This window comes from Actinomadura macrotermitis (assembly GCF_009604375.1).
Classification (GTDB): Bacteria; Actinomycetota; Actinomycetes; order Streptosporangiales; family Streptosporangiaceae; genus Spirillospora; species Spirillospora macrotermitis.
On the sequence record NZ_WEGH01000005.1, the window covers coordinates 318,546 to 336,091 of the forward strand.

22 protein-coding genes are annotated in these 17,546 nt (G+C 72.8%); 12 read left to right on the plus strand and 10 right to left on the minus strand.

What is annotated here, in order from left to right; genetic code table 11:
• The first annotated feature begins 138 nt into the window (after nucleotides 1-138).
• From gvpJ to ACRB68_RS41705, 8 genes are read left to right on the plus strand one after another with little or no spacing between them, the layout of a single operon-like run.
• Nucleotides 139-573, plus strand: coding sequence for a gas vesicle protein GvpJ (gene gvpJ / locus ACRB68_RS34175; protein WP_153539943.1), 435 nt, complete (start codon nucleotides 139-141; stop codon nucleotides 571-573).
• Nucleotides 570-1,367, plus strand: coding sequence for a GvpL/GvpF family gas vesicle protein (locus ACRB68_RS34180; RefSeq protein ID WP_153539945.1), 798 nt, complete (start codon nucleotides 570-572; stop codon nucleotides 1,365-1,367). The genes gvpJ and ACRB68_RS34180 overlap by 4 nt, the downstream gene beginning before the upstream one ends.
• A 12-nt stretch (nucleotides 1,368-1,379) precedes the next feature.
• Complete coding sequence (locus ACRB68_RS34185) at nucleotides 1,380-1,619, plus strand: gas vesicle protein GvpG (protein ID WP_153539947.1); 240 nt, start codon at nucleotides 1,380-1,382, stop codon at nucleotides 1,617-1,619.
• 3 nt (nucleotides 1,620-1,622) lie between these two features.
• Nucleotides 1,623-1,880 (plus strand): gas vesicle protein GvpO, encoded by a 258-nt coding sequence (locus ACRB68_RS34190; RefSeq protein WP_153539949.1) that lies wholly within the window; start codon nucleotides 1,623-1,625, stop codon nucleotides 1,878-1,880.
• A gap of 6 nt (nucleotides 1,881-1,886) precedes the next feature.
• Nucleotides 1,887-2,357 (plus strand): gas vesicle protein, encoded by a 471-nt coding sequence (locus tag ACRB68_RS34195; protein ID WP_407924328.1) that lies wholly within the window; start codon nucleotides 1,887-1,889, stop codon nucleotides 2,355-2,357.
• Nucleotides 2,350-3,285, plus strand: coding sequence for a GvpL/GvpF family gas vesicle protein (locus tag ACRB68_RS34200; protein ID WP_328595146.1), 936 nt, complete (start codon nucleotides 2,350-2,352; stop codon nucleotides 3,283-3,285). Before ACRB68_RS34195 ends, ACRB68_RS34200 begins: the two co-directional genes overlap by 8 nt.
• On the plus strand, nucleotides 3,282-3,533 hold the full coding sequence (locus ACRB68_RS34205; protein ID WP_153539951.1) for a gas vesicle protein: 252 nt from the start codon (nucleotides 3,282-3,284) through the stop codon (nucleotides 3,531-3,533). Before ACRB68_RS34200 ends, ACRB68_RS34205 begins: the two co-directional genes overlap by 4 nt.
• Complete coding sequence (locus tag ACRB68_RS41705) at nucleotides 3,530-3,964, plus strand: gas vesicle protein K (RefSeq protein WP_194293560.1); 435 nt, start codon at nucleotides 3,530-3,532, stop codon at nucleotides 3,962-3,964. The genes ACRB68_RS34205 and ACRB68_RS41705 overlap by 4 nt, the downstream gene beginning before the upstream one ends.
• A gap of 95 nt (nucleotides 3,965-4,059) precedes the next feature.
• On the opposite strand, the gene ACRB68_RS34215 is transcribed toward ACRB68_RS41705, so the two are convergent.
• From ACRB68_RS34215 to ACRB68_RS34255, 9 genes are all read right to left on the minus strand, one after another.
• Nucleotides 4,060-4,758: a hypothetical protein gene (locus ACRB68_RS34215; RefSeq protein WP_153539953.1), complete on the minus strand. Its 699-nt coding sequence runs from the start codon at nucleotides 4,756-4,758 to the stop codon at nucleotides 4,060-4,062.
• Between the two features lie 89 nt (nucleotides 4,759-4,847).
• Entirely contained in the window at nucleotides 4,848-5,993 is a 1,146-nt protein-coding gene (locus tag ACRB68_RS34220) for an MFS transporter (RefSeq protein ID WP_328595147.1), read from the minus strand.
• 140 nt (nucleotides 5,994-6,133) lie between these two features.
• A complete protein-coding gene (locus ACRB68_RS34225; RefSeq protein WP_153539957.1) occupies nucleotides 6,134-7,258 on the minus strand; it encodes a DUF3533 domain-containing protein in 1,125 nt (374 codons plus the stop codon).
• 150 nt (nucleotides 7,259-7,408) lie between these two features.
• Entirely contained in the window at nucleotides 7,409-8,368 is a 960-nt protein-coding gene (locus ACRB68_RS34230; protein WP_328595148.1) for an ArsR/SmtB family transcription factor, read from the minus strand.
• 9 nt (nucleotides 8,369-8,377) lie between these two features.
• Nucleotides 8,378-8,929, minus strand: a complete 552-nt coding sequence (locus ACRB68_RS34235; protein ID WP_328595149.1) for a TetR/AcrR family transcriptional regulator — start codon at nucleotides 8,927-8,929, stop codon at nucleotides 8,378-8,380.
• Nucleotides 8,930-9,043: 114 nt separating this feature from the next.
• Nucleotides 9,044-9,622 (minus strand): hypothetical protein, encoded by a 579-nt coding sequence (locus tag ACRB68_RS34240; RefSeq protein WP_153539961.1) that lies wholly within the window; start codon nucleotides 9,620-9,622, stop codon nucleotides 9,044-9,046.
• Nucleotides 9,622-10,215 carry an RNA polymerase sigma factor gene (locus ACRB68_RS34245; RefSeq protein ID WP_207709921.1) on the minus strand — a complete coding sequence of 198 codons (594 nt, stop codon included), beginning with the start codon at nucleotides 10,213-10,215 and terminating at the stop codon, nucleotides 9,622-9,624. Before ACRB68_RS34245 ends, ACRB68_RS34240 begins: the two co-directional genes overlap by 1 nt.
• Before the next feature lie 753 nt (nucleotides 10,216-10,968).
• Nucleotides 10,969-11,442, minus strand: coding sequence for a hypothetical protein (locus ACRB68_RS34250; protein ID WP_153539963.1), 474 nt, complete (start codon nucleotides 11,440-11,442; stop codon nucleotides 10,969-10,971).
• A 192-nt stretch (nucleotides 11,443-11,634) separates the two neighbouring features.
• Nucleotides 11,635-13,098 carry a serine/threonine protein kinase gene (locus tag ACRB68_RS34255; RefSeq protein WP_328595150.1) on the minus strand — a complete coding sequence of 488 codons (1,464 nt, stop codon included), beginning with the start codon at nucleotides 13,096-13,098 and terminating at the stop codon, nucleotides 11,635-11,637.
• A gap of 172 nt (nucleotides 13,099-13,270) precedes the next feature.
• On the opposite strand from ACRB68_RS34255, the gene ACRB68_RS34260 reads away from it, so the two are divergent.
• From ACRB68_RS34260 to ACRB68_RS34275, 4 genes are all read left to right on the plus strand, one after another.
• Nucleotides 13,271-13,837, plus strand: coding sequence for a CGNR zinc finger domain-containing protein (locus ACRB68_RS34260; protein WP_153539966.1), 567 nt, complete (start codon nucleotides 13,271-13,273; stop codon nucleotides 13,835-13,837).
• Nucleotides 13,834-14,382, plus strand: a complete 549-nt coding sequence (locus tag ACRB68_RS34265) for a GNAT family N-acetyltransferase (protein ID WP_153539967.1) — start codon at nucleotides 13,834-13,836, stop codon at nucleotides 14,380-14,382. The genes ACRB68_RS34260 and ACRB68_RS34265 overlap by 4 nt, the downstream gene beginning before the upstream one ends.
• 505 nt (nucleotides 14,383-14,887) lie before the next feature.
• Complete coding sequence (gene uppS, locus ACRB68_RS34270; protein WP_328595244.1) at nucleotides 14,888-15,592, plus strand: polyprenyl diphosphate synthase; 705 nt, start codon at nucleotides 14,888-14,890, stop codon at nucleotides 15,590-15,592.
• The gene (locus ACRB68_RS34275; protein WP_153539969.1) at nucleotides 15,589-17,007 is read left to right on the plus strand and encodes an oxygenase MpaB family protein; all 1,419 of its coding nucleotides are present in this window, start codon (nucleotides 15,589-15,591) and stop codon (nucleotides 17,005-17,007) included. Before uppS ends, ACRB68_RS34275 begins: the two co-directional genes overlap by 4 nt.
• A gap of 106 nt (nucleotides 17,008-17,113) precedes the next feature.
• Here the strand turns inward: ACRB68_RS34275 and ACRB68_RS34280 are convergent, their stop codons facing one another.
• Nucleotides 17,114-17,452 (minus strand): HEAT repeat domain-containing protein, encoded by a 339-nt coding sequence (locus tag ACRB68_RS34280; RefSeq protein WP_153539971.1) that lies wholly within the window; start codon nucleotides 17,450-17,452, stop codon nucleotides 17,114-17,116.
• Nucleotides 17,453-17,546 lie beyond the last annotated feature (94 nt).

Consider the following 17,546-nt stretch of genomic DNA (forward strand, 5'->3'; position numbering starts at 1 on the left):
AGGCCTTTCACCAGGGAAAACCCTTCTCACGGCACATGCCTTGTTTAGAGAGATCGACGGGGGTACGAGAGCTAGCACCACGCCGATGGACGCTCACAACAGCGGCATCGGCTCCCCTCAGCCAAAGGAAGTGGTGTTATGTCTGGGCCGATCGCCCAGCAGACCTCGGGCAGCAACACCGTGCAGCGAGGCGGATCCGGCGGCGGTCTCGCCGACGTGATCGACCTGATCCTGGAGAAGGGCCTGGTCATCGACCTGTACGCGCGGGTCTCGCTGGTGGGGATCGAGATCCTCACCATCGACGTGCGCATCGTGGTCGCCAGCGTCGACACCTACCTGCGGTTCGCCGAGGCGGTGAACCGCCTGGACATCGCCCATGACGGCACCTCGCAGGGCCTGCCGCAGTTCCTGGGCGACGCGCAGGAGTCGGGCGCCAAGAAGAAGACCCGGGGCGCCCTGGAGGGCGCGCAGGAACGCCTGAAGGAGACCTTCGGGTCCGGCGACGACGACGACAAGGACGACGAGAAGAAGACGCCGGCGCGCCGCCGCTCGCGTAAGGAGGACGACGAATGACCGCCCAGACCGGCGCGCAGGCCGGCGACGAGCAGGTTCCCCAGGACGGGCAGGCGCCCCAGTACGTGTACGGGGTGACGCGCGCCGACGCGTCGCTGCCCGACGGCGCCACCGGCCTGGACGGCAAGCCGGTGTCGCTGATCGTGCACGGCCCGTGCGCGGCGGTCGTCAGCGACCTGCCGCAGGGCCGCCCGCTCGGCGAGCGCGCCGACCTGATCGCTCACCAGGGCGTGCTGACCGCGCTGATCGGCGAGGGCACCACGGTGCTGCCGTTCCGCTTCGGCGCCGCGCTGACCGGCCGCCAGGCCGTGCAGGACGAGCTGCTGGCCACCGGCGGCGAGCGCTTCGGTGAGATCCTGGACGCCCTGCAGGGCCGGGTGGAGCTGCGCCTGAAGGGCTCCTACGTGCAGGACACGGTGCTGCGCGAGGTGATGGCGGGCGACCCGCAGATCGCCGAGCTGTCGGCGCGGCTGCGCTCGATCCCCGAAGACGCCGCCGACGCCGCCTACTACGACCGGGTCCGCCTCGGCGAGATGATCTCCCAGGCGCTGCAGCAGCGCCGCGACGCCGAGGGCCAGCAGCTGCTGGAGCGGCTCGCGCCGGGCGCCGAGGCCGTGGTCGCGCGCGTCCCCGCCCGCGAGGAGGACGTGGTCGACGCCTCGTTCCTGGTGCGCGCCGACGCCCGCGAGCAGTTCGAAAAGAGCGTCGCCGAGCTGGGCGAGGCGGTCGCCGACCGCATCAAGCTGCGGCTGGTCGGCCCGCTGCCGCCCTATGACTTCATCCCCGACAACTGAGCGGAGAGCCGCATGGGACTGTTCACCGGCCTGGTGACCCTGCCCCTCGCACCCGTGCGCGGGGTGGTGTGGCTCGCCGAGGTGCTGAAGGAGCAGGCCGAGGCGCAGCTGTACGACCCCGGCCGGATCGCGGCGGAGATGCAGCAGATCGCCGACGAGGTCGCGGCCGGGGAGATCACCGAGGAGGAGGCGGCCGCACGGGAGGAGGAGCTGATCGCCCGTCTGCACGAGGGCCGCGCGCAGGGAGGATGACCGATGCTCAGCGCGTCCGAGGCCGCCAAACGGGCGGTCCACCACGTCACCGAGATGACCGGGCGCACCGCCCAGGGCGTCATCGGCGTGGAACGCACCGATGAGGGGTGGCGCATCACCGTGGAGGTGGTGGAGACCCGCCGCATCCCCGATTCCGCCGACATCCTGGCGGTCTACCAGACCGAGGTCGACGGGGACGGCGAGCTGGTCTCCTACCGCCGCACCCAGCGCTATCCGCGCGGCCGGGTCGAAAGGAGCTGACAAGCGTTGACCGATATCTCCTGGGCGGGCGGCCGCGGCAACCCGGCCCGCGACATGACGGGCGGCCCCGCGCAGGGCGCGAACCTGGCCGACCTGCTGGAACGCATCCTGGACAAGGGCATCGTCATCGTCGGTGACATCCGGGTCAACCTGCTGGACATCGAGCTGCTCACCATCAAGCTGCGGCTGCTGGTGGCCTCGGTGGACCGCGCCAAGGAGATGGGCATCGACTGGTGGGAGCACGACCCGTCGCTGTCGTCCAAGGCGGCCCGCGAGCAGGCCGCGGCGTCCTCCTCCGAGCGCGAGCTGCGCGAGGAGAACCGCGAGCTGCGCGAGCGGCTGGCCGCGCTGGAGGCGCGCGCCCTGGACGCGGGCGCCCCTGAGCGCACCGGCGAACGGCAGCAGGAGCCCGCCGGCCGGGCACGCCCGGCCGGCGGCAGCAGCAGCAAGCAGGACAGGAAGGACGACGGTGACTGAGGCCTGGGGGATCGGCCCCGCCGCCGGCGCGGGCGCGGCCGGCAGCGCGGACACCGGCACACATGACGGCACGGGCGGCGGCGCGGCGGCCGGCGCGACCGCGGTGTACCTGTACGGGGTCGCGCGCGACCTGGACCCGGCCGCGCTGACCGGCCTGGCGGGGGTGTCGGGCGCGCCGGTGCGCGCCCTGCACGCCGGCGGGCTGACCGCGCTGGTGTCCACGGTCGCGCTCGCCGAGTACGGGGAGCAGGCGCTGCGCGCCAACCTGGAGGACCTGGACTGGCTGGAGGCCACCGCGCGCGCCCACCACGACGTCGTCGGGCACGCCGCCCGCGCCGCCGCGACCGCGCCGGTGCGCATCGCGACCCTGTACCGCGACGACGACCGCGTCGCCGCGCTGCTGGCCGCCCGCCACGACGACTTCTCCGCCATGCTCGACACCATCGCCGGCCGCTCGGAGTGGGGCGTGAAGGTCTACGCCTACCCCGAGGCGCTCAAACCCGACCCCGAGCCGCCCGCCGCGCCCGCCGACGCCGGCGGCGCGGCCGGGACCGGCGGCGGAGTGGGCACGGCCTACCTGCGCCGGCGCCAGCAGCAGCGCCGCAGCCGCGAGGACGCCACCCGCCGCGTCGCCGCGCAGGCCCAGGCGATCCACAACGAGCTCGCCCCGCTGGCCGTCGCCGCCCGCCAGCACCCGCCGCAGGACCCGCGCCTGTCGGGCCACCCCGGCGTGCCGATCCTCAACGTCGCCTACCTGCTGGAAGACGACCAGGCCGCCGGGTTCACCGGCCTGGCCACCGCCATCGGCGACCGCACGCCCGGCCTCGGCGTCGAGGTGACCGGCCCCTGGCCCCCCTACTCCTTCATCGACACCGCAGACCCCGGCGGCAGCGGCGGAGGCGGCGGGGGCGGCGGGGACCGCGCATGAGCGTCGCCTGGGACCACGGCGGCTGGGACGCCCGCCCCGGCCCGCCCACCGAGCGCGTGGCACTGGTGGACCTGCTGGACCGGCTGCTGGCCGGCGGTGTGGTCATCACCGGCGACCTGGTCATCTCCATCGCCGAGATCGACCTGGTGCACGTGTCGCTGCGCGCGCTGGTCACCGCCGTCCGCGACGCCGTCGCCGAACAGGAACCGGCGACCGCCGGCCTGGTAGGGGAGGAGGACCTGTCATGACACGCCGACCCGCCGAACCCGGCCGCCCGGTCGCGGGCGAGGTCACCGTCCGCGCCCCCGCCCTGGGCGACCCGGTCACCGACGCCATCGTCAGCGGCCGCACCGCCCACGCCGACGCCGACGATGCCCCGGTCCGGGCCGCGCCCGTGCGCACCGGCGTCATGCAGCGGCTGCGCGCCGACCCCGAGAACGTCGAACGCGGCCTGGTCAAACTCGTGCTCACCCTGGTGGAGCTCATCCGCCAGCTCATGGAACGCCAGGCCCTGCGCCGGGTCGAGGGCGGCACCCTCACCGACGAGGAGACCGAACGCCTCGGCGTGGCCCTCATGCGGCTGGAAGAGGCCATGACCCACCTGAAGGACCACTTCGACCTGTCCGACGAGGACCTCAACCTCGACCTGGGCCCCCTGGGGCCCCTGCTGCCGGACTGACCCGCCGCCCGGCACCGAAGACCCGACGCTGAAAAGGGGGGCTGCAGGACCGATCGGTCCTGCAGCCCCCCTTTTCAGCGTCCCCCGAGCCCCTGCTACCCGCCCGCCTTACGGATCGCCTCGGCCAGCTCCAGCTTGCTCATCTTCGACCGGCCCGCGATGTCCAGCTCCTGCGCCCGGCGGTACAGCTCCTGCTTGTCGGCCGACTCCACCAGCTCCTCCACAGCCGCCGCCTCGGGCTTTGCAGGCTTGGGCTTCTCGGGCTCGGCGGCCTTCTGCGAGGACGTGGAGGTCGTGGAGGTCCCGGCCGCTGACGCGCCTTCGGCCTTCTCGGCCGCCTGCTGTTTGGCCGGCTTGGTCTCCGGCGCGTCCTGCGCCTTGGCAGGGGAGGGGGCCGCGCCCTTGCCGGCGGCCTTCGCCGGGGCCGGGGACGGCTTGGGCGACGCCTTCGGCGTGCTCTTCACCGGACCCTTGGCCGCCTCCTTGGCGGGAGAGGGCCTGGCCGAGGCCGTGCTCTTGGCCACCGGCGCCGACACGACCTTCTTCTTGGCCTTGGCCTTGCCCTTGGCCTTGGCGGCCGTGGGCCCGGCCGAGGACCCGCTCTTGGCCGCCGGCCCGTTCTTGGCGGGGGAGCGGCGCTTCCTGCGCCCGATCCTGCGGCCGTTCGCGGGCTCGTCCGCCGGCTCTGCGGCGCCCCGGCGCGGGGACAGGCCGCGCGCACGGCGCAGCAGGTCCGCCGCGGCGCCCGGGGCGTGTTTCAGGGCCGAAGGCAGCTTGCGCATGCCCGGCTTCATCAGTGGCTCCTTCCGGAGGGGACTTGACGTTCACACTGATCGCGCTTTACCCCGCACCGGCACGTCCATGCAGGACCCCGCGCCGCCCCCTACCGGCGGCGGCGGGCCGCGCGCCCAGGGACACCGCGCCCAAAGACGCCCAGCGCCACCGCCAGCACCGCGTAGGGCAGCGCCGCCACCGCGAACAGCACCCCCGGACCCGCCCACACCGACCCGAGCGCGTACCCGGCGTAGGCCAGCACCGCCACCGCCTCCTGCCCGAACCCCGCCATCGACGTCACCGTCGCCCGCGCCCCGTCCTGGACGCGATCCTGCAGCCGGGCGTCGGCGATCGCCAGCGCCCACTGGAACACCCCGAACGCCACCGCCACCGCCACCGCCACCATCCCGGCCGGGCTGCCGCTGAGCGCCCCGGCCGCCAGGCACACCGCCGCCGCACCCAGCAGCCCCGCCAGCCGGTGCGCGCCGCGCCCGGCGCACCACCCGCCGACGGTCATCCCGGCGGTGACCACCAGCACCAGCAGCGGGACCGCCGCGGCGCCCGCACCGGTCGCCAACGCCAGCAGCGGCAGGTACTCGTCCAGCGTCGACACCCACGTCAGCGCGGCCAGCACCACCAGCGCGCCGCGCACCCCGGCGACCTGCGCGACCTGCCGCCGGCCCTCCCGCCACACCGCCGCACCCCGCCCGCGCCCCCCGGACCCCTCCACCTCATCCGCGGGCGCGGACGGCACGCCGCGCGACTCGGGCAGCGTGCCCATCACCACCGACACCGCCACGCACACCGCGACGCTGGCCACGCCCACCGCGCGGTAGCCGCCCGCCGCCATCACCGGCGCCGCCGCGGCCGAGGCGGCCATCACCGCCGTCGTGCCAAGGGCCCGCGCCCGCCCCATCACCCGCGCGTACGACCCGGCCGCCCCGATCCGCGCCAGCTCCTCGTACACCAGCGCCTGCAACGCCCCCGACCGCAGCGACGACCCCGCGCCCCACAGCACGAAACCGGCCGCGAACGCCGGATACACCGGCAGGCACGTCCACAGCGCGAAACCCGCGCCCCTCAGCAGCGGAGCGGCCGCCAGCAGGCGGCGCCGCGAGCACACATCGGCCCACAGCCCCGACGGCACCTCGAACGCCAGCGACGACACCGACCAGATCACAAAAAGCGAAGAGATCGCCGCGGGGGACAGCCCGGCATCGGCGAACAGCACCGCGTACACCGGGTACAGCAGCACGAAGTCTTCCAGGAACGCGCCCGCGTACAACCGGCGGGCCAGCCTGGACTCAGGTGAGCGTCAATGTCGCCATGTCATGCCCTCGACCCTACTCCCGGCCCCCGCACCACAAGCAAGGCGATAAAACGGGGGAGGGCACCTCAGGCCCGTGCCCGCGAATGCCCGCCCCGCTGCCGCCGGCGGCGCCGCATCAGCGCCGACACCGCGATCGACACCATCGTCCCGGCCACCGCGTACGACGCCAGCACCAGCCACGGGCCGCCGGTGGCGTGACCGTGGAAGTAGACGGTGTTGCGCACCAGCGCCGTCCCCGCGCCCGGCGGCAGCCACGGGCCGATCACCCGCCAGAACGCCGGCATCAGCTCGGGCGGATACGGGCCGCCCGCACTCGGATTGCCCAGTACCACGTACAGCAGGATCGCCACGCCGATGCCCAGTGTGCCCAGCAGGATCTGCATCGCGGCCGTGGAGGCGCCCGCGGCGAACACCACCAGCGCGCCGATCGCCCACAACTGCAGAAAATGGCCGTTCAACGCGCCGAACAGCGGCCCCGCGATCAGCGCGCCGCCAAGACCCGACACCACCGCGTACAGCGCCAGCGTCCCCAGCCGGATCAGCATGCGGTTCAGGTTCGCCGGGCGCGCACCGCCGGCCTGGGCCAGCAGCGCCGCCGCCAGGTAGCCGCCGATCATCCACCCCAGCACCAGGTAGAACGACGACAGGCCCCGCGCGTCGTTGCGCGAAGGCGGCCGCAGATCGTTCACGGTGATCGCACGCTTTTCGGCGCCCTCCAGCCGCCGCGCCAGCTGCTCCACCGCGGCCGGGCCCGCCGGGCCGCCGGCGGTGGCCACCAGCAGCGTGTCGGACCTGCCCTGCGGATCGATCACCAGGGCGGCCTGGACACTGCGGTCCAGCACCCGGGCACGGGCCTGCCCTGGCCCGGCGACCACGCGGGCGTCCACCGGCGTCCCCGGCAGCTTGTTCACCCGCTCCACCACCTGCGCGCCCGCCTGCGCCGAAGGCGCGGCGACCGCCACCGGGACACGGTGCGGAGCGGGAGCGTGGAACGCCCCGATGTAGGACAGCACGAACGCCAGCTGCACCACCAGCACACCCGCCACCAGCAGCGCCGCCCGCGGGCTCACCGCGTCGCGCAGATCGGCCGCGAACCCGCGCCGCCCGCCGCGGCGCGACCGCTCCACCCGCGACACCCCGCCCTCCGGCTCCGGCGCGGGTTCCGGCTCGGAACGCTCCGATGACGTCATCGAGTCCCCCTCATACGGCGCTGCCCACGGCCGCCCGGGAAACCCCACCGCCAACGAGCAGATCTGCACACCCGCGCCCGCCATACCCGGGCCGCGCCCACCCGCAACTCCGCCCCGGACCAAGACTTGCCCGCACCGACCTGCCCGCGCTCACCGGTCCCGCTGCGCCCGCACCAGCACCTCACCGGCCTGCGTCCAGGAGTACAGCACCGACCGGCCCGCGCGGCGGCGCCGCACCAGCCCCGCCTCCAGCAGCACCCGCAGATGACGCCCCACCGACCCCAGCCCCTGACCCGTCAACGCCACCAGCTGCGTACTGCTCTTGGGCGACTCCAGCAGCACCAGCACCTGCGCCCGCCCCGCACCCAGCAGCCGGGCCAGCCCGCCGGGCACCCGCTCCCGCCCCGCCAGCACCCCCGCGCACGGATACACCACCGCCGACCGCCCCGACCGGTCCCACGCCACCCACGAACGGTCCGGCGTCACCGGCACGAACACCAGACGCGCCCCGCTCACCTGGCGCGGCAGCTGCTCGTGCACCCCTATCTGCAACCGGCCGTCCCCGAGCCAGCGCAGCCCCGACCGCGTCCCCTCCAGCGCCGCCGCCCAGCCGCCCCGGCCCAGCCGCTCGACCCGCACCAGCACATCGGCCTCCAGCACCCGCCGGCGCCGCTCCCACGACGGCCGCACCGCCTGCCGCCACACCCACTCCAGCAGCTCCGCCGCCCGCCCGGGCAGATCATCACGGCACAACCCGGCAGGCAGCGGGCCGCCCAGCGCCACCCGCAGATCCGCGCGCGCCGCCTCCGCCGCCACCGCGCCCACCAGCGCCACCTCACGCTCGAAAGACGCCTCACCGCCCGGCGGGGGAGTGAGGAACGTGGCGTTCCAGCCCCCGCACAGCCCCGCCCGCACCAGCGCCGCCGCCACCGGATCACCCGCCAGCCGCTCACGGTAGGCCGGCAGATGCTCTCCCAACCAGGCCCGCTCGCCCGGATGCGACGCCGACCCGCCCGCCAGCACCTTCACACACGCCACCGTCTCGGCCAGCGGCGACACCACGAACCGGCTCTGCGCCAAAGTGTCGGCGTCGACCCGCCACCAGCCCACCGGCGCCCGCTACCGGCCGAAGACCAGCGCCGCGGCGCGGTCCAGCACCTCGGCCCGCGAACGGCCCTCATGACCGGCGGCCAGGAAATGGTGCCCGATCGCCACACAGAAGGCGATCAGGCTGCGCGCCTCGACCTCGGCCGGATCATCGCAGAACGAACCGATCGCCTCGCGCAGCAACGCCATCCGCCGGTCGTCGACCCGCCGCAGCCGCGCCGCGACCGCCTCGTCACGCCGCGCCCAGTCCCGCACCGCAAGATCGATGGGCAGCAGCCGGTCACCGGAGAAGGTGAGCGCGCCCGCCAGCCGCGCCCGCGCCATCACATCGCCCTCCTCACGCCCCACCCGCTCGATCACCTCATCGGTGCACTCACGCTCCCAGGCGTCCAGCATCGCCTCCAGCAACGCGTCCCGATCGGCGAAATACCCATAGAAACCACCCTTGGTGACGCCCAGGCGCTTGGCCAGCGCCTCGACCCGCACCGCGTCCGGGCCGCCCTCGGCCAGCACCCGCAGCCCCTCTTGCACCCACCGGCCACGCGGTGTACGAGCAGCGCCCACGATGCCTCCCACCCCGATATACGCCGCCGTATAACCCTTCCCGCCCCAACCTATACGCCACCATCCTCCACACCGCACACCCCAGCGGAACCGGACCAGCCCAACGGCCGCCCACTAAGGAGCCGGCTTGGGAACAAGCACGCAGGCAGCGACAGGACCCTGCATCAAGATGGTGCTGGTGGAACTACCCCCATCAGGGGACGCCGACATCGTCCACACGAACGTCTGACCGGGCCTGAACAACCGGGTATCGATGCGCATCTGCCAACCGGAACCGGAACCATCACCAGGGATATTGGCAGGCGCACTGTAGAGACCCGGCGGGACGTCCTGAACATAGACACCACGAGGCTCCCTGCACCATTTGCCATACGGGACGTTGTCGACGACGGCGGGCACACCCAGCTCACGCAACCGCTCACTCAAAGCGGGCGCGTCCCTGAAATCGCGCAGAGTGATGACCACGACCCCCCGGGCGTCCCCGGTGACGGCATAAGCCGGCTCGGCGCCGCCCTGCAAGACGACCGCCATCGCGGCACAGACACCGGCGACCGCACCGGCGGCCAGGACGAGACGGCGGCGCGGCGCCCGGAACCGGCGCACCCGCCGACCGCCGGCATGGGCCGCGAGATACCCCTTGAGTTCGACCAGGCGCCGCTCTTCGAAGCCGGCCAGTGGCTCGGTACCGGTCATCAGGATGCTCCATCCAGACTCGTGACGGTTTCGGCACGGGGCGCGCCTTGAAGCAGACGGTGGGCACGATGCAGACGAACCCGCGCGGTGCCCACACGTATGCCCAGCACGGCGGCCGCCTCGGCCACCGCCAGCCCGTCGACGTCGACGAGCTCGGCGATCGCCCGCAACCCCTTGGGAAGACCGGTCATGGCCGCCAGAAGCCGCCGGGCGTCCCGCTCGGCATCGATACGCTCCTCCAAACGGGCGATGTCGTCGGAGTCCAGCCACCGGCGGCCTCCCGCACGGCCGCTCTTGCGCACCTCCCGCGCGGCACGGCGCCGCTCGGCCGCCACCACGTTGCGGGCTATCCCGAACAACCACGCCAGCTCACCACCCAGCTCGGACCGATAACCACCGGCACCGTCGATGGCCGCCAGGAAGACCTCGGTGGTCAGATCATCGACGGTGTGCGGATCACCCACCCGCCGCGCCATGAACCGGCCGACCGCGGCGACATGACGCCGGTAGAACACCTCGAAGGCCGCCGGATCGCGCATGACCTGCTGGAGATCCCCGGCTTGCGAGGAGGCTTTCGAAGAGCCGTCCGACATCCACTGCACCTTCCGGTAGCCGGTCTTTCTCCTTCTTGGTCGGCAGGAGGGCCCGCATTACATCCCACGACGCGCTTTGACCGATCGCCCGGCCGGCACGACCGCGCCGCCGGCCAAAGATCCGCACGGAACGAGGCCGAGCGGGTGCGGTCCGCCGGGCGGCTCGGGGGAGTGGAAGCAGCAGCGGCCCGCGCGTTGAAAGTCCAGGCCAGCGAAGCGGTCAAGCAGCACCGATCGGCCTCAATGTCGCAAATGTCGATAGTGAGGAGTTCGCCGACGGGGGAGAGGTGCGGCAGCCCGCCCCTTGAACGACCAGAACGCGCGGCCGGCACTCGACGCGGCGGCCACCGAAGCGCGAGCAGACCCGCCGCGCAGAACACCGGCCGGATCAAGGGCGACGAGGCGACCGGTGTGAGCACGATGGCCGCTGAACAGGCGGCCGTTGAACAAGCGCACAGCCGGACCGAGCCGGCCTGCGGAAGGAGGCCGCGACGCGAGGCGATGGCGCCGCGGCGCGCAGCGAGGGTGGCGGAAGGGGCCGGGCGCAGGCAGCGGACGGGCGCGCGGTCGCCGGCCCGGCGGGGCAAGGGCGGGGTAGGGCCACCGCTCGAGGGGTTTCTCTCCGAGGAGCCAGAACAGGGCGAAACCACCCGAAGCTGCTCTACTTAACATAATGTACATTATCGACCAAGGAGAGATCATCCGAAGAGGGGGTGAAACGGACACCCGACCGGGACACCCCACCCGCCCTCGTCACACCGACCGGCCCGCCACCGGCGCGCGGTGCGGCTCGAGCGCCCGCATGTACTCCATCAGCCGCACACCGATCTCGAACGCCACATCGGCGCCCCGCAGATCCGGATCAGGCCAGACCTCCGACACCCGCCGCCAGCCGTCACGCCCCAGGAACGCCCCGGCGACCGGCTCGAGGCCCAGCGCGCCGCGCCACACGCCCTCGGCCGCGCGCAGCCGCACCAGCACCGCCTCGTTGTCGGCCTCCTGGCGGTGCTCGGCGTGAAAACCGATCTCCAGTGCCTGCGCGGCCGCGCCCGCGACCAGGTCGGCGCCGATCAGCTGCGCCTCGTAGTGCTCGCGGGCCGGCTCGGGGCCGCCGAGCCATGCTTTGATCCCCCGTCCGTGCACCCGCAGGTGCAGGGCGCCCAGGGCCGGCGGCGTCGATCCCCGCACGACCTCGCCGACGTGGTCGAACAGTTCCTGGCTCGTCATGGGTCACCTCCGCGAGGATCGTAGGGCGGGCCACCGACATCCCCGCCCGGCCCAGAAAACGGACGAAAGATGCTAAACCGTACAGAAGGTGGATTCTGTATGGTTTACATCAGGGTCGGATCCGCCTGTCCGGCGGACGATGTCCGGTCGGCCCGTTCCGCCAGGCCTGCTGCGGCGCGTCCCCTGGCCGGGTCATCCGCGCCAGTCCTGGCCGGTGCCGCCGCCGCACGGCCTGAGCACCAGGGCGACGAAGGGCGCCGCAGGCCGGGAGGTGTCCAGGCACAGTCCGCTGCTGAGGTTGGTGAGCCGGCCGGTCGCGGGGTCGTGGCGCCATCCTTGGCCGGTGCGGTTCCCGCACCGGTTCAAGATCGCGCCGACTCCCCCGGCGGGGGCGCCGGCGGTGTCCAGGCACAGTCCGCTGGGCGGGTTGGTGAGGTGGTGGGTGGCCTGGTCGTAGCGCCATTGCTGGCCGCTGAAGTTGCCGCAGTCGCGGACCTGTACTCCGACGCCGGGGCCTTGGGGGCCGTCGGTGTCGATGCACAGTCCGCTGGCGGTGTTGGTGATGGGGCCCGGGCCGAGGGCGGGCGGCCGCGGGGTGGGTGTGGTGGCCGGTTGCGTGCTGGTGGGCGGTGCCGGTGTTGTGGTGGCGGTGGTGGGCGGTGCCGCCGCGGGCCGGTCTTTGGTTGCGGTGTTCGCGTCGGATGCGGTCAGGGTCAGTGCGACGGCGCCGGTCGTGAGGAGCAGGATCGCGGTCAGGGCCGCGTAGGGGGCGATGTGCCGGGCGGCGCGGGAATCGTGGGGTGTCGTCAGGTGGCGGGTGCGGGGGTCGTGGTACTGGGGCGGGGTGGGCGGCGGGCCGGTGAGTTCGGCGAGCAGTTGGGGAACGGTGGGGCGGGCGGCCGGGTCTTTGGCGAGGGCGCGGGCGGCGAGTCGGCGAAGGTGGGGTTCGAGGCCGTCCAGGTCGGGTTCGGCGTGCTGGACGCGGTCGTTGATCTCGGTGCCGTTGTTCGCGGTGAAGGCGGGGCGGCCGGTGCCCGCGTAGGCGATGACGGCGCCCCAGCAGAAGACGTCTGCGGCGGGGAGCGGGTGTGCGCCGGCGAGGAGTTCGGGTGCGATGTAGCCGGGGGTGCCGATGACGGTTCCTGTGCGTGTGAGCCGGGTGGTGGCGTCGAGGGCGCGGGCGATGCCGAAGTCGATGACGCGGGGGCCGACCGGTGACAGCAGGACGTTGGAGGGTTTGAGGTCCCGGTGGATGATCTGGGCCTGGTGGATGGCGGTCAGGGCCGTCGCGATGCCGACGGCGAGTGCGTCGAGGTCGGCGCCGCGCAGCGGGCCGTGGGCGGTGACCGCTTGGTGGAGGGTCGGGCCGTCGATGTAGTCGGTGGCCACCCATAGGGGGTCCTGGTCGAGGCCGGCGTCCAGGACCGGTGCGGTGCAAAAGCGCCGTACTCGCTGTGCGGCGTGCACCTCTTGCCGGAAGCGTTCCCGGAATTGGGGTTCGCGTGCCAGGTCGGTGTTGATGACCTTCACTGCGGCGCGTTGTCCGGTGTTGTCTTCGGCGAGCCATACGGTTCCCATGCCGCCTTGGCCCAGCTGTCGAACAAGCCGGTAGCGTCCGATCATCTCGACCATGTCGGAAGCATGGCAGAAGAACATCGGTGTCTGGCGGCCGCTCCCCCGGGTCCTTGGGGTTGCCTGTCCCCCGTTTCCGCTCGAGGTGGATGCTTTTGTGAGTGTGTCGCCTGGTCGGGCCGTCGGGTGGTGGAGTCGCCGTGGTCGGCGAGAAATAGAGATGCTGACGTTTGCGTGGTCCTGTTAGCGTCAGCATATGGTCGCTGTGGAGTTCCCGATCCTGGGGACGGAGCCGCTCTCGGTGGAGTTCGCCAACACCCTGTACGGCCTGGGCGATCCGGTCGACTACCTACGCGTCCCTGAGTGGATCGACCTTTGGTTCGCGGAGACGGGGCATCGGGCGAACGGCGCGATGGGCGAGGACGGTGAACGGATCAGGGCTCTGCGCGACGCGGTTCACGCCGTGCTGTCCGCCGCGGTCGAAGCGCGACCGGCGGAGTCCGGGGCGGTGCAATGCCTGAACGAGTTCGCCGCCGCGGCGCCGACCGTCCTGCGGCTCGATTGGGCCGCGGGGGCGCCCGTCTCCCGTTGGATGGACACCGTCCGCGGGCCGGACGCGGTACTTGGGCGCATCGCCACCTGCTGTATCGAACTGCTGACCGGCCCTCGGGCGGAGCGTCTTCGCCGCTGCCCGGGCCCGGGGTGCTCGATGTTCTTCGTCAAAAACCATCCACGCCGGCGCTGGTGCGATCCCTCGTGCGGTCACCGTGACCGTCAGGCCCGCTACTACCGTCGTCGTCTCGCCCGAGGAGCTTCCCGATGATCACCTTTCGTGCGCTGGGCGAGCAGGACTTCCCGCTCTTGAAGGGCTGGCTGGAGCAGCCGCACGTGGCGCGCTGGTGGAACCATGAGACCTCGATGGAGGCGGTGGTCCGCGATTTCGGTCCCGGTACCCGTGGTGAGGAGCCGGGTGAAGACCTCTTGGCCTTCCTGGACGGCGCTCCGTTCGGCCTGGTGCAGCGGGCGTGGCTGGCCGACTACCCCGAGGATCTGGTCCCGCTCGGCGAGATCGTCCAGGTCCCCGAGGGCGCGCTGGAGATCGACTACCTGATCGGCGACCCCGGCCGGGTGGGCCGGGGCCTCGGCACCTTGATGATCCGCTCCATGCTGGAGCGGACCTGGGAGGAACTGCCCACGGCCACGTGCGTCATCGTGCCGGTCGTGGCCGGCAACGTCGCCTCCTGGCGAGCGCTGGAGAAGGCGGGTCTCCGGCGCATCGGCGAGGGCGAGCTGTCTCCCGACAATCCGATCGACGATCCGCGCCACTACGTCTACCGCATCGACCGCCCGGAACCTGCGACCGGATGACCGGTGCGGGAGGCGGTTCCCGGCGGAATGTGGCGCCGCTTCGGGTTGGTCGAGGGTGTCTGCGCATGCTCCGAAGCGGCACCGGGACAAGGGCGGGTCCGGCCGGTCCGTGCCGGTGAGGACGTTGGCGTCCAGCTGGGCTGACCCGTCGCTCCTCCCCCGTCGCCTGTGTCGGCGGCTCGCTCTTGATCGGCTGGCGGCAGCCGTCAGGCCTGGTGCGTGGTGAGGGCGGCATCGCTGCCGTACGGGAGCGGCGGCTGACGCGGGTCTGTGGTGGAGCCGTGGGGCTCGTGCGTGGCCGCAGGCGGCCCGTCCCCCGCCAGAGCACGACCTCCCGTGACTTCTCTATGTGAATCGTTTGCTACCCAGTGTAGCTATCTTGGTGTTGGGTAGAGGGGGTGTGGAGCGGCCAGGGCAGGGTGCAGTGGTCACCGGCCGGGCGCTGCTCGCAGAGCCGGTCGTTAGCCGTGGAGGGCGTTTGAGCAGCGTGGGCGTGCCCCGTCATGTGGCGTGTGTGATGGACGGCAACGGCCGGTGGGCCGCGCTGCGGTCGCGGCCCCGGACCGACGGGCACCGGGCTGCGGAGGCCGCGGTGATCGATGTGATCGAGGCGGCGCGGGGGGCGGGTGTGCAGTGGCTGAGCCTGTACGCCTTCTCGACCGAGAACTGGAGCCGTCCGGGCGGTGAGGTCGACTTCCTCATGCGGCTGGTGCGCGGGACGTTGCGCAGGCATGCGCCGGTGCTGCACGCGCGCGGGATCCGCTGCCGTTTCCTGGGGGTCGCGTATCCCCGGATCCCGCCGGGGCTCGCGCGTGACATCGCCGATCTGATGGAGCTGACCGGCGGCAACAGGCGGATGACGCTGACCGTCGCCTTCGATCACGGGGGGCGGCGCGACATCGTCGAGGCGGCGCGCTCGCTCATCCGCGGCCGGGTCCGGGCCGAGGACGTCACCGAAGCCAGTTTCGCCCGGTATCTGCCGTATCCCGATACCCCGGACGTGGATTTGGTGATCCGTACCTCGGGCGAGCAGCGGATCTCCAACTTCATGCTCTGGCAGGTCGCCTACGCCGAATGGATCTTCCCTAGTGTGCTGTGGCCCGATTTCCGGGCGGCGCACTTTTGGGAGTGCCTGGACACCTACCGCCGTCGCCAACGCCGCTTCGGGGGAGTCCCCGCGCCGGCCGCCCTGGAAAGAGGTCATCGATGAGCGCCCCCTCCCCCCTCTCCCCCGCCGCCCTCGGCCCCCACACGCTGCTGTACCGCTACAGCCAGGACGCCCGCTGGGGGCTGGCGGTCGTGCGCGCGACCGTGCTGGAGGCGGCCCATCCGCAGATCGGTGCCGCGCTCATCGACAACTCGACCTTCATGGCGCATCCCTGGCGGCGGATGCGCAACACCCTGGACAGCGTACGGCGGATGCTGGACGCCGACGAGGAGGTCCGCGTGCGTGAGGCGGCCCGCCTCAACCGCCTGCACCGGCGCATCTCCGGCACCGACGGCCAGGGCCGTCCCTACAGCGCGCTGGACCCCGAGGCGCGGGCGTGGGTGATGGCGACGCTGTTCGAGTCGACGGTGACGCTGTCGCGGCTGAGCGGTGAGTCCCTGGACGGGGCGGCCATGCGGCGGCTGTACGGGGATTTCCGGGCCATACTGGCCCTGATCGAAGGCGACGCCGATGCGCTGCCCGCCACGCCGGCGGAGTTCTGGCCCTATTACGACGGCATGATCGCCGGGGGGTTGGAGAACACCGAGGCCCTTCAGATCGTGTTGTACCGGCTGTTCGCCCAGGTGCCGGCGCCGCCGCTGCTGCGCGGTCGTCCGGCGGTGTGGGCGGTGGGGCGGGCGGTGGCCGCTCCGGTGGCCACCGCGGTCATCGTCGGGTCGCTGCCGGAGGCGTTCCGGCGGCAGGCCGGGCTCGGGGAGGTCCCGGGCGCGCAGGTGCTGTCGCGTGGTGTCCATGTGGGCACGGGCCTGGCGACCCGGCTGCTCCCCTCGTCGTGGACCCGGACCGACACGATGCTGGGGCTTTTGGATCCCGGGCGGGCCGATCTGGGGCCGAACCCGGTGTCCTCGCTGCGCGGCAGGGCGGGGCGGGCCGCGGCGCTGCTGCGCCTGGTGGCGCCCCTGCCCCGTGAGAGCGCGGCCGAGCGGTCCGCGGACCGGTTCTTCGCCGAGGTGCTGGACCAGACCGGGGACGGTCATCTGGACTGGCCCGACCTGGCGGCCATGGCCCGCGAGATCGCCACCCGGCTCGACCTGGACGAGCAGCACGAGGACCGCCTGTACGAGGCCTACGCCGGCTGGTGGCGCGAGCTGCTGGCCGCGCTGGACGCCGACGGGGACGGGCGTGTCACCCGTCAGGAGTACGCGGCCGCGGCGTCGTCCCTGGCCGGGCCGGCGTTGATCAGGGTCGCCGAGGTCCTGTTCGACGTCGCCGACAAGGACGGTGACCGCACCATCAGCGCCGCCGAGCACCAGGCGCTGTTTCGCACCGCGTTCACCCGCGATGTGAACGCCGAACGCGACCGCTACACCCCCGGTGAATTCGTCCGCGACTTCCTGGCCTTCATGTCCGGCCGCCAGGCCTCCGCCGCCTATGACTCACTGCTCACCCAGGCCTGACCGCGTCGCCGGGCCGGTCGCAGGGCGCGGCGCCTGCGGCCTCCGACCGGCCGATCCGGATCCGCGGGTGACGGTGGTCGCCTCGCAAGGCGCTCGGGCGCCGGGTTCAGACGAGCTGGCCGTCGGCTTCGGCCTGCTCGAGCACCGCGCGGGCCTGGCGGGTGTCGAGCATCTCCAGGCCGCGCACGGCCCAAAAGCGCAGGGGCTCCTCATCGCTGGCCAGCTGGGCGGACAGGATCTCCAGCGCCTGCGGGGAGCGGGCCTCGGCGAGCAGTTCCAGCAGCAGGCAGCGCAGGTCCAGGTCGCTTTCGCGGCCGAACTCGACCGCCAGTTGCGCCACGTAGGCGTCCGCGTGTTCGCGCAGGAAGTCGAAGCCGTTCTCCCGGTGCCGCGGATCGGTTTCGCGCATCATCGCCATCGCCCGTTCGAACCGGCGCATCGACATCGTTTCGCCCTCCTTCGTCTGGCTCTGTTCTACCGGTGCGGGGTGACAATCCTGCTGCGGGGATCTCCGGGAGGCGCGCCGGGCCGGCCTCGGC

Coding starts and splice junctions, on each gene's coding strand:
- ACRB68_RS34225 (WP_153539957.1), bottom strand. CDS start 7,258: ATGACGTCATCGGAGCGTTCCGAGCCGGAACCCGCGCCGGAGCCGGAG.
- ACRB68_RS34265 (WP_153539967.1), top strand. CDS start 13,834: ATGATCACCTTTCGTGCGCTGGGCGAGCAGGACTTCCCGCTCTTGAAG.
- ACRB68_RS34205 (WP_153539951.1), top strand. CDS start 3,282: ATGAGCGTCGCCTGGGACCACGGCGGCTGGGACGCCCGCCCCGGCCCG.
- gvpJ (WP_153539943.1), top strand. CDS start 139: ATGTCTGGGCCGATCGCCCAGCAGACCTCGGGCAGCAACACCGTGCAG.
- ACRB68_RS34180 (WP_153539945.1), top strand. CDS start 570: ATGACCGCCCAGACCGGCGCGCAGGCCGGCGACGAGCAGGTTCCCCAG.
- ACRB68_RS34250 (WP_153539963.1), bottom strand. CDS start 11,442: ATGACGAGCCAGGAACTGTTCGACCACGTCGGCGAGGTCGTGCGGGGA.
- ACRB68_RS34275 (WP_153539969.1), top strand. CDS start 15,589: ATGAGCGCCCCCTCCCCCCTCTCCCCCGCCGCCCTCGGCCCCCACACG.
- ACRB68_RS34255 (WP_328595150.1), bottom strand. CDS start 13,098: ATGTTCTTCTGCCATGCTTCCGACATGGTCGAGATGATCGGACGCTAC.
- ACRB68_RS34190 (WP_153539949.1), top strand. CDS start 1,623: ATGCTCAGCGCGTCCGAGGCCGCCAAACGGGCGGTCCACCACGTCACC.
- ACRB68_RS34280 (WP_153539971.1), bottom strand. CDS start 17,452: ATGTCGATGCGCCGGTTCGAACGGGCGATGGCGATGATGCGCGAAACC.
- ACRB68_RS41705 (WP_194293560.1), top strand. CDS start 3,530: ATGACACGCCGACCCGCCGAACCCGGCCGCCCGGTCGCGGGCGAGGTC.
- ACRB68_RS34240 (WP_153539961.1), bottom strand. CDS start 9,622: ATGACCGGTACCGAGCCACTGGCCGGCTTCGAAGAGCGGCGCCTGGTC.
- ACRB68_RS34245 (WP_207709921.1), bottom strand. CDS start 10,215: ATGTCGGACGGCTCTTCGAAAGCCTCCTCGCAAGCCGGGGATCTCCAG.
- ACRB68_RS34185 (WP_153539947.1), top strand. CDS start 1,380: ATGGGACTGTTCACCGGCCTGGTGACCCTGCCCCTCGCACCCGTGCGC.
- ACRB68_RS34215 (WP_153539953.1), bottom strand. CDS start 4,758: ATGAAGCCGGGCATGCGCAAGCTGCCTTCGGCCCTGAAACACGCCCCG.
- ACRB68_RS34260 (WP_153539966.1), top strand. CDS start 13,271: ATGGTCGCTGTGGAGTTCCCGATCCTGGGGACGGAGCCGCTCTCGGTG.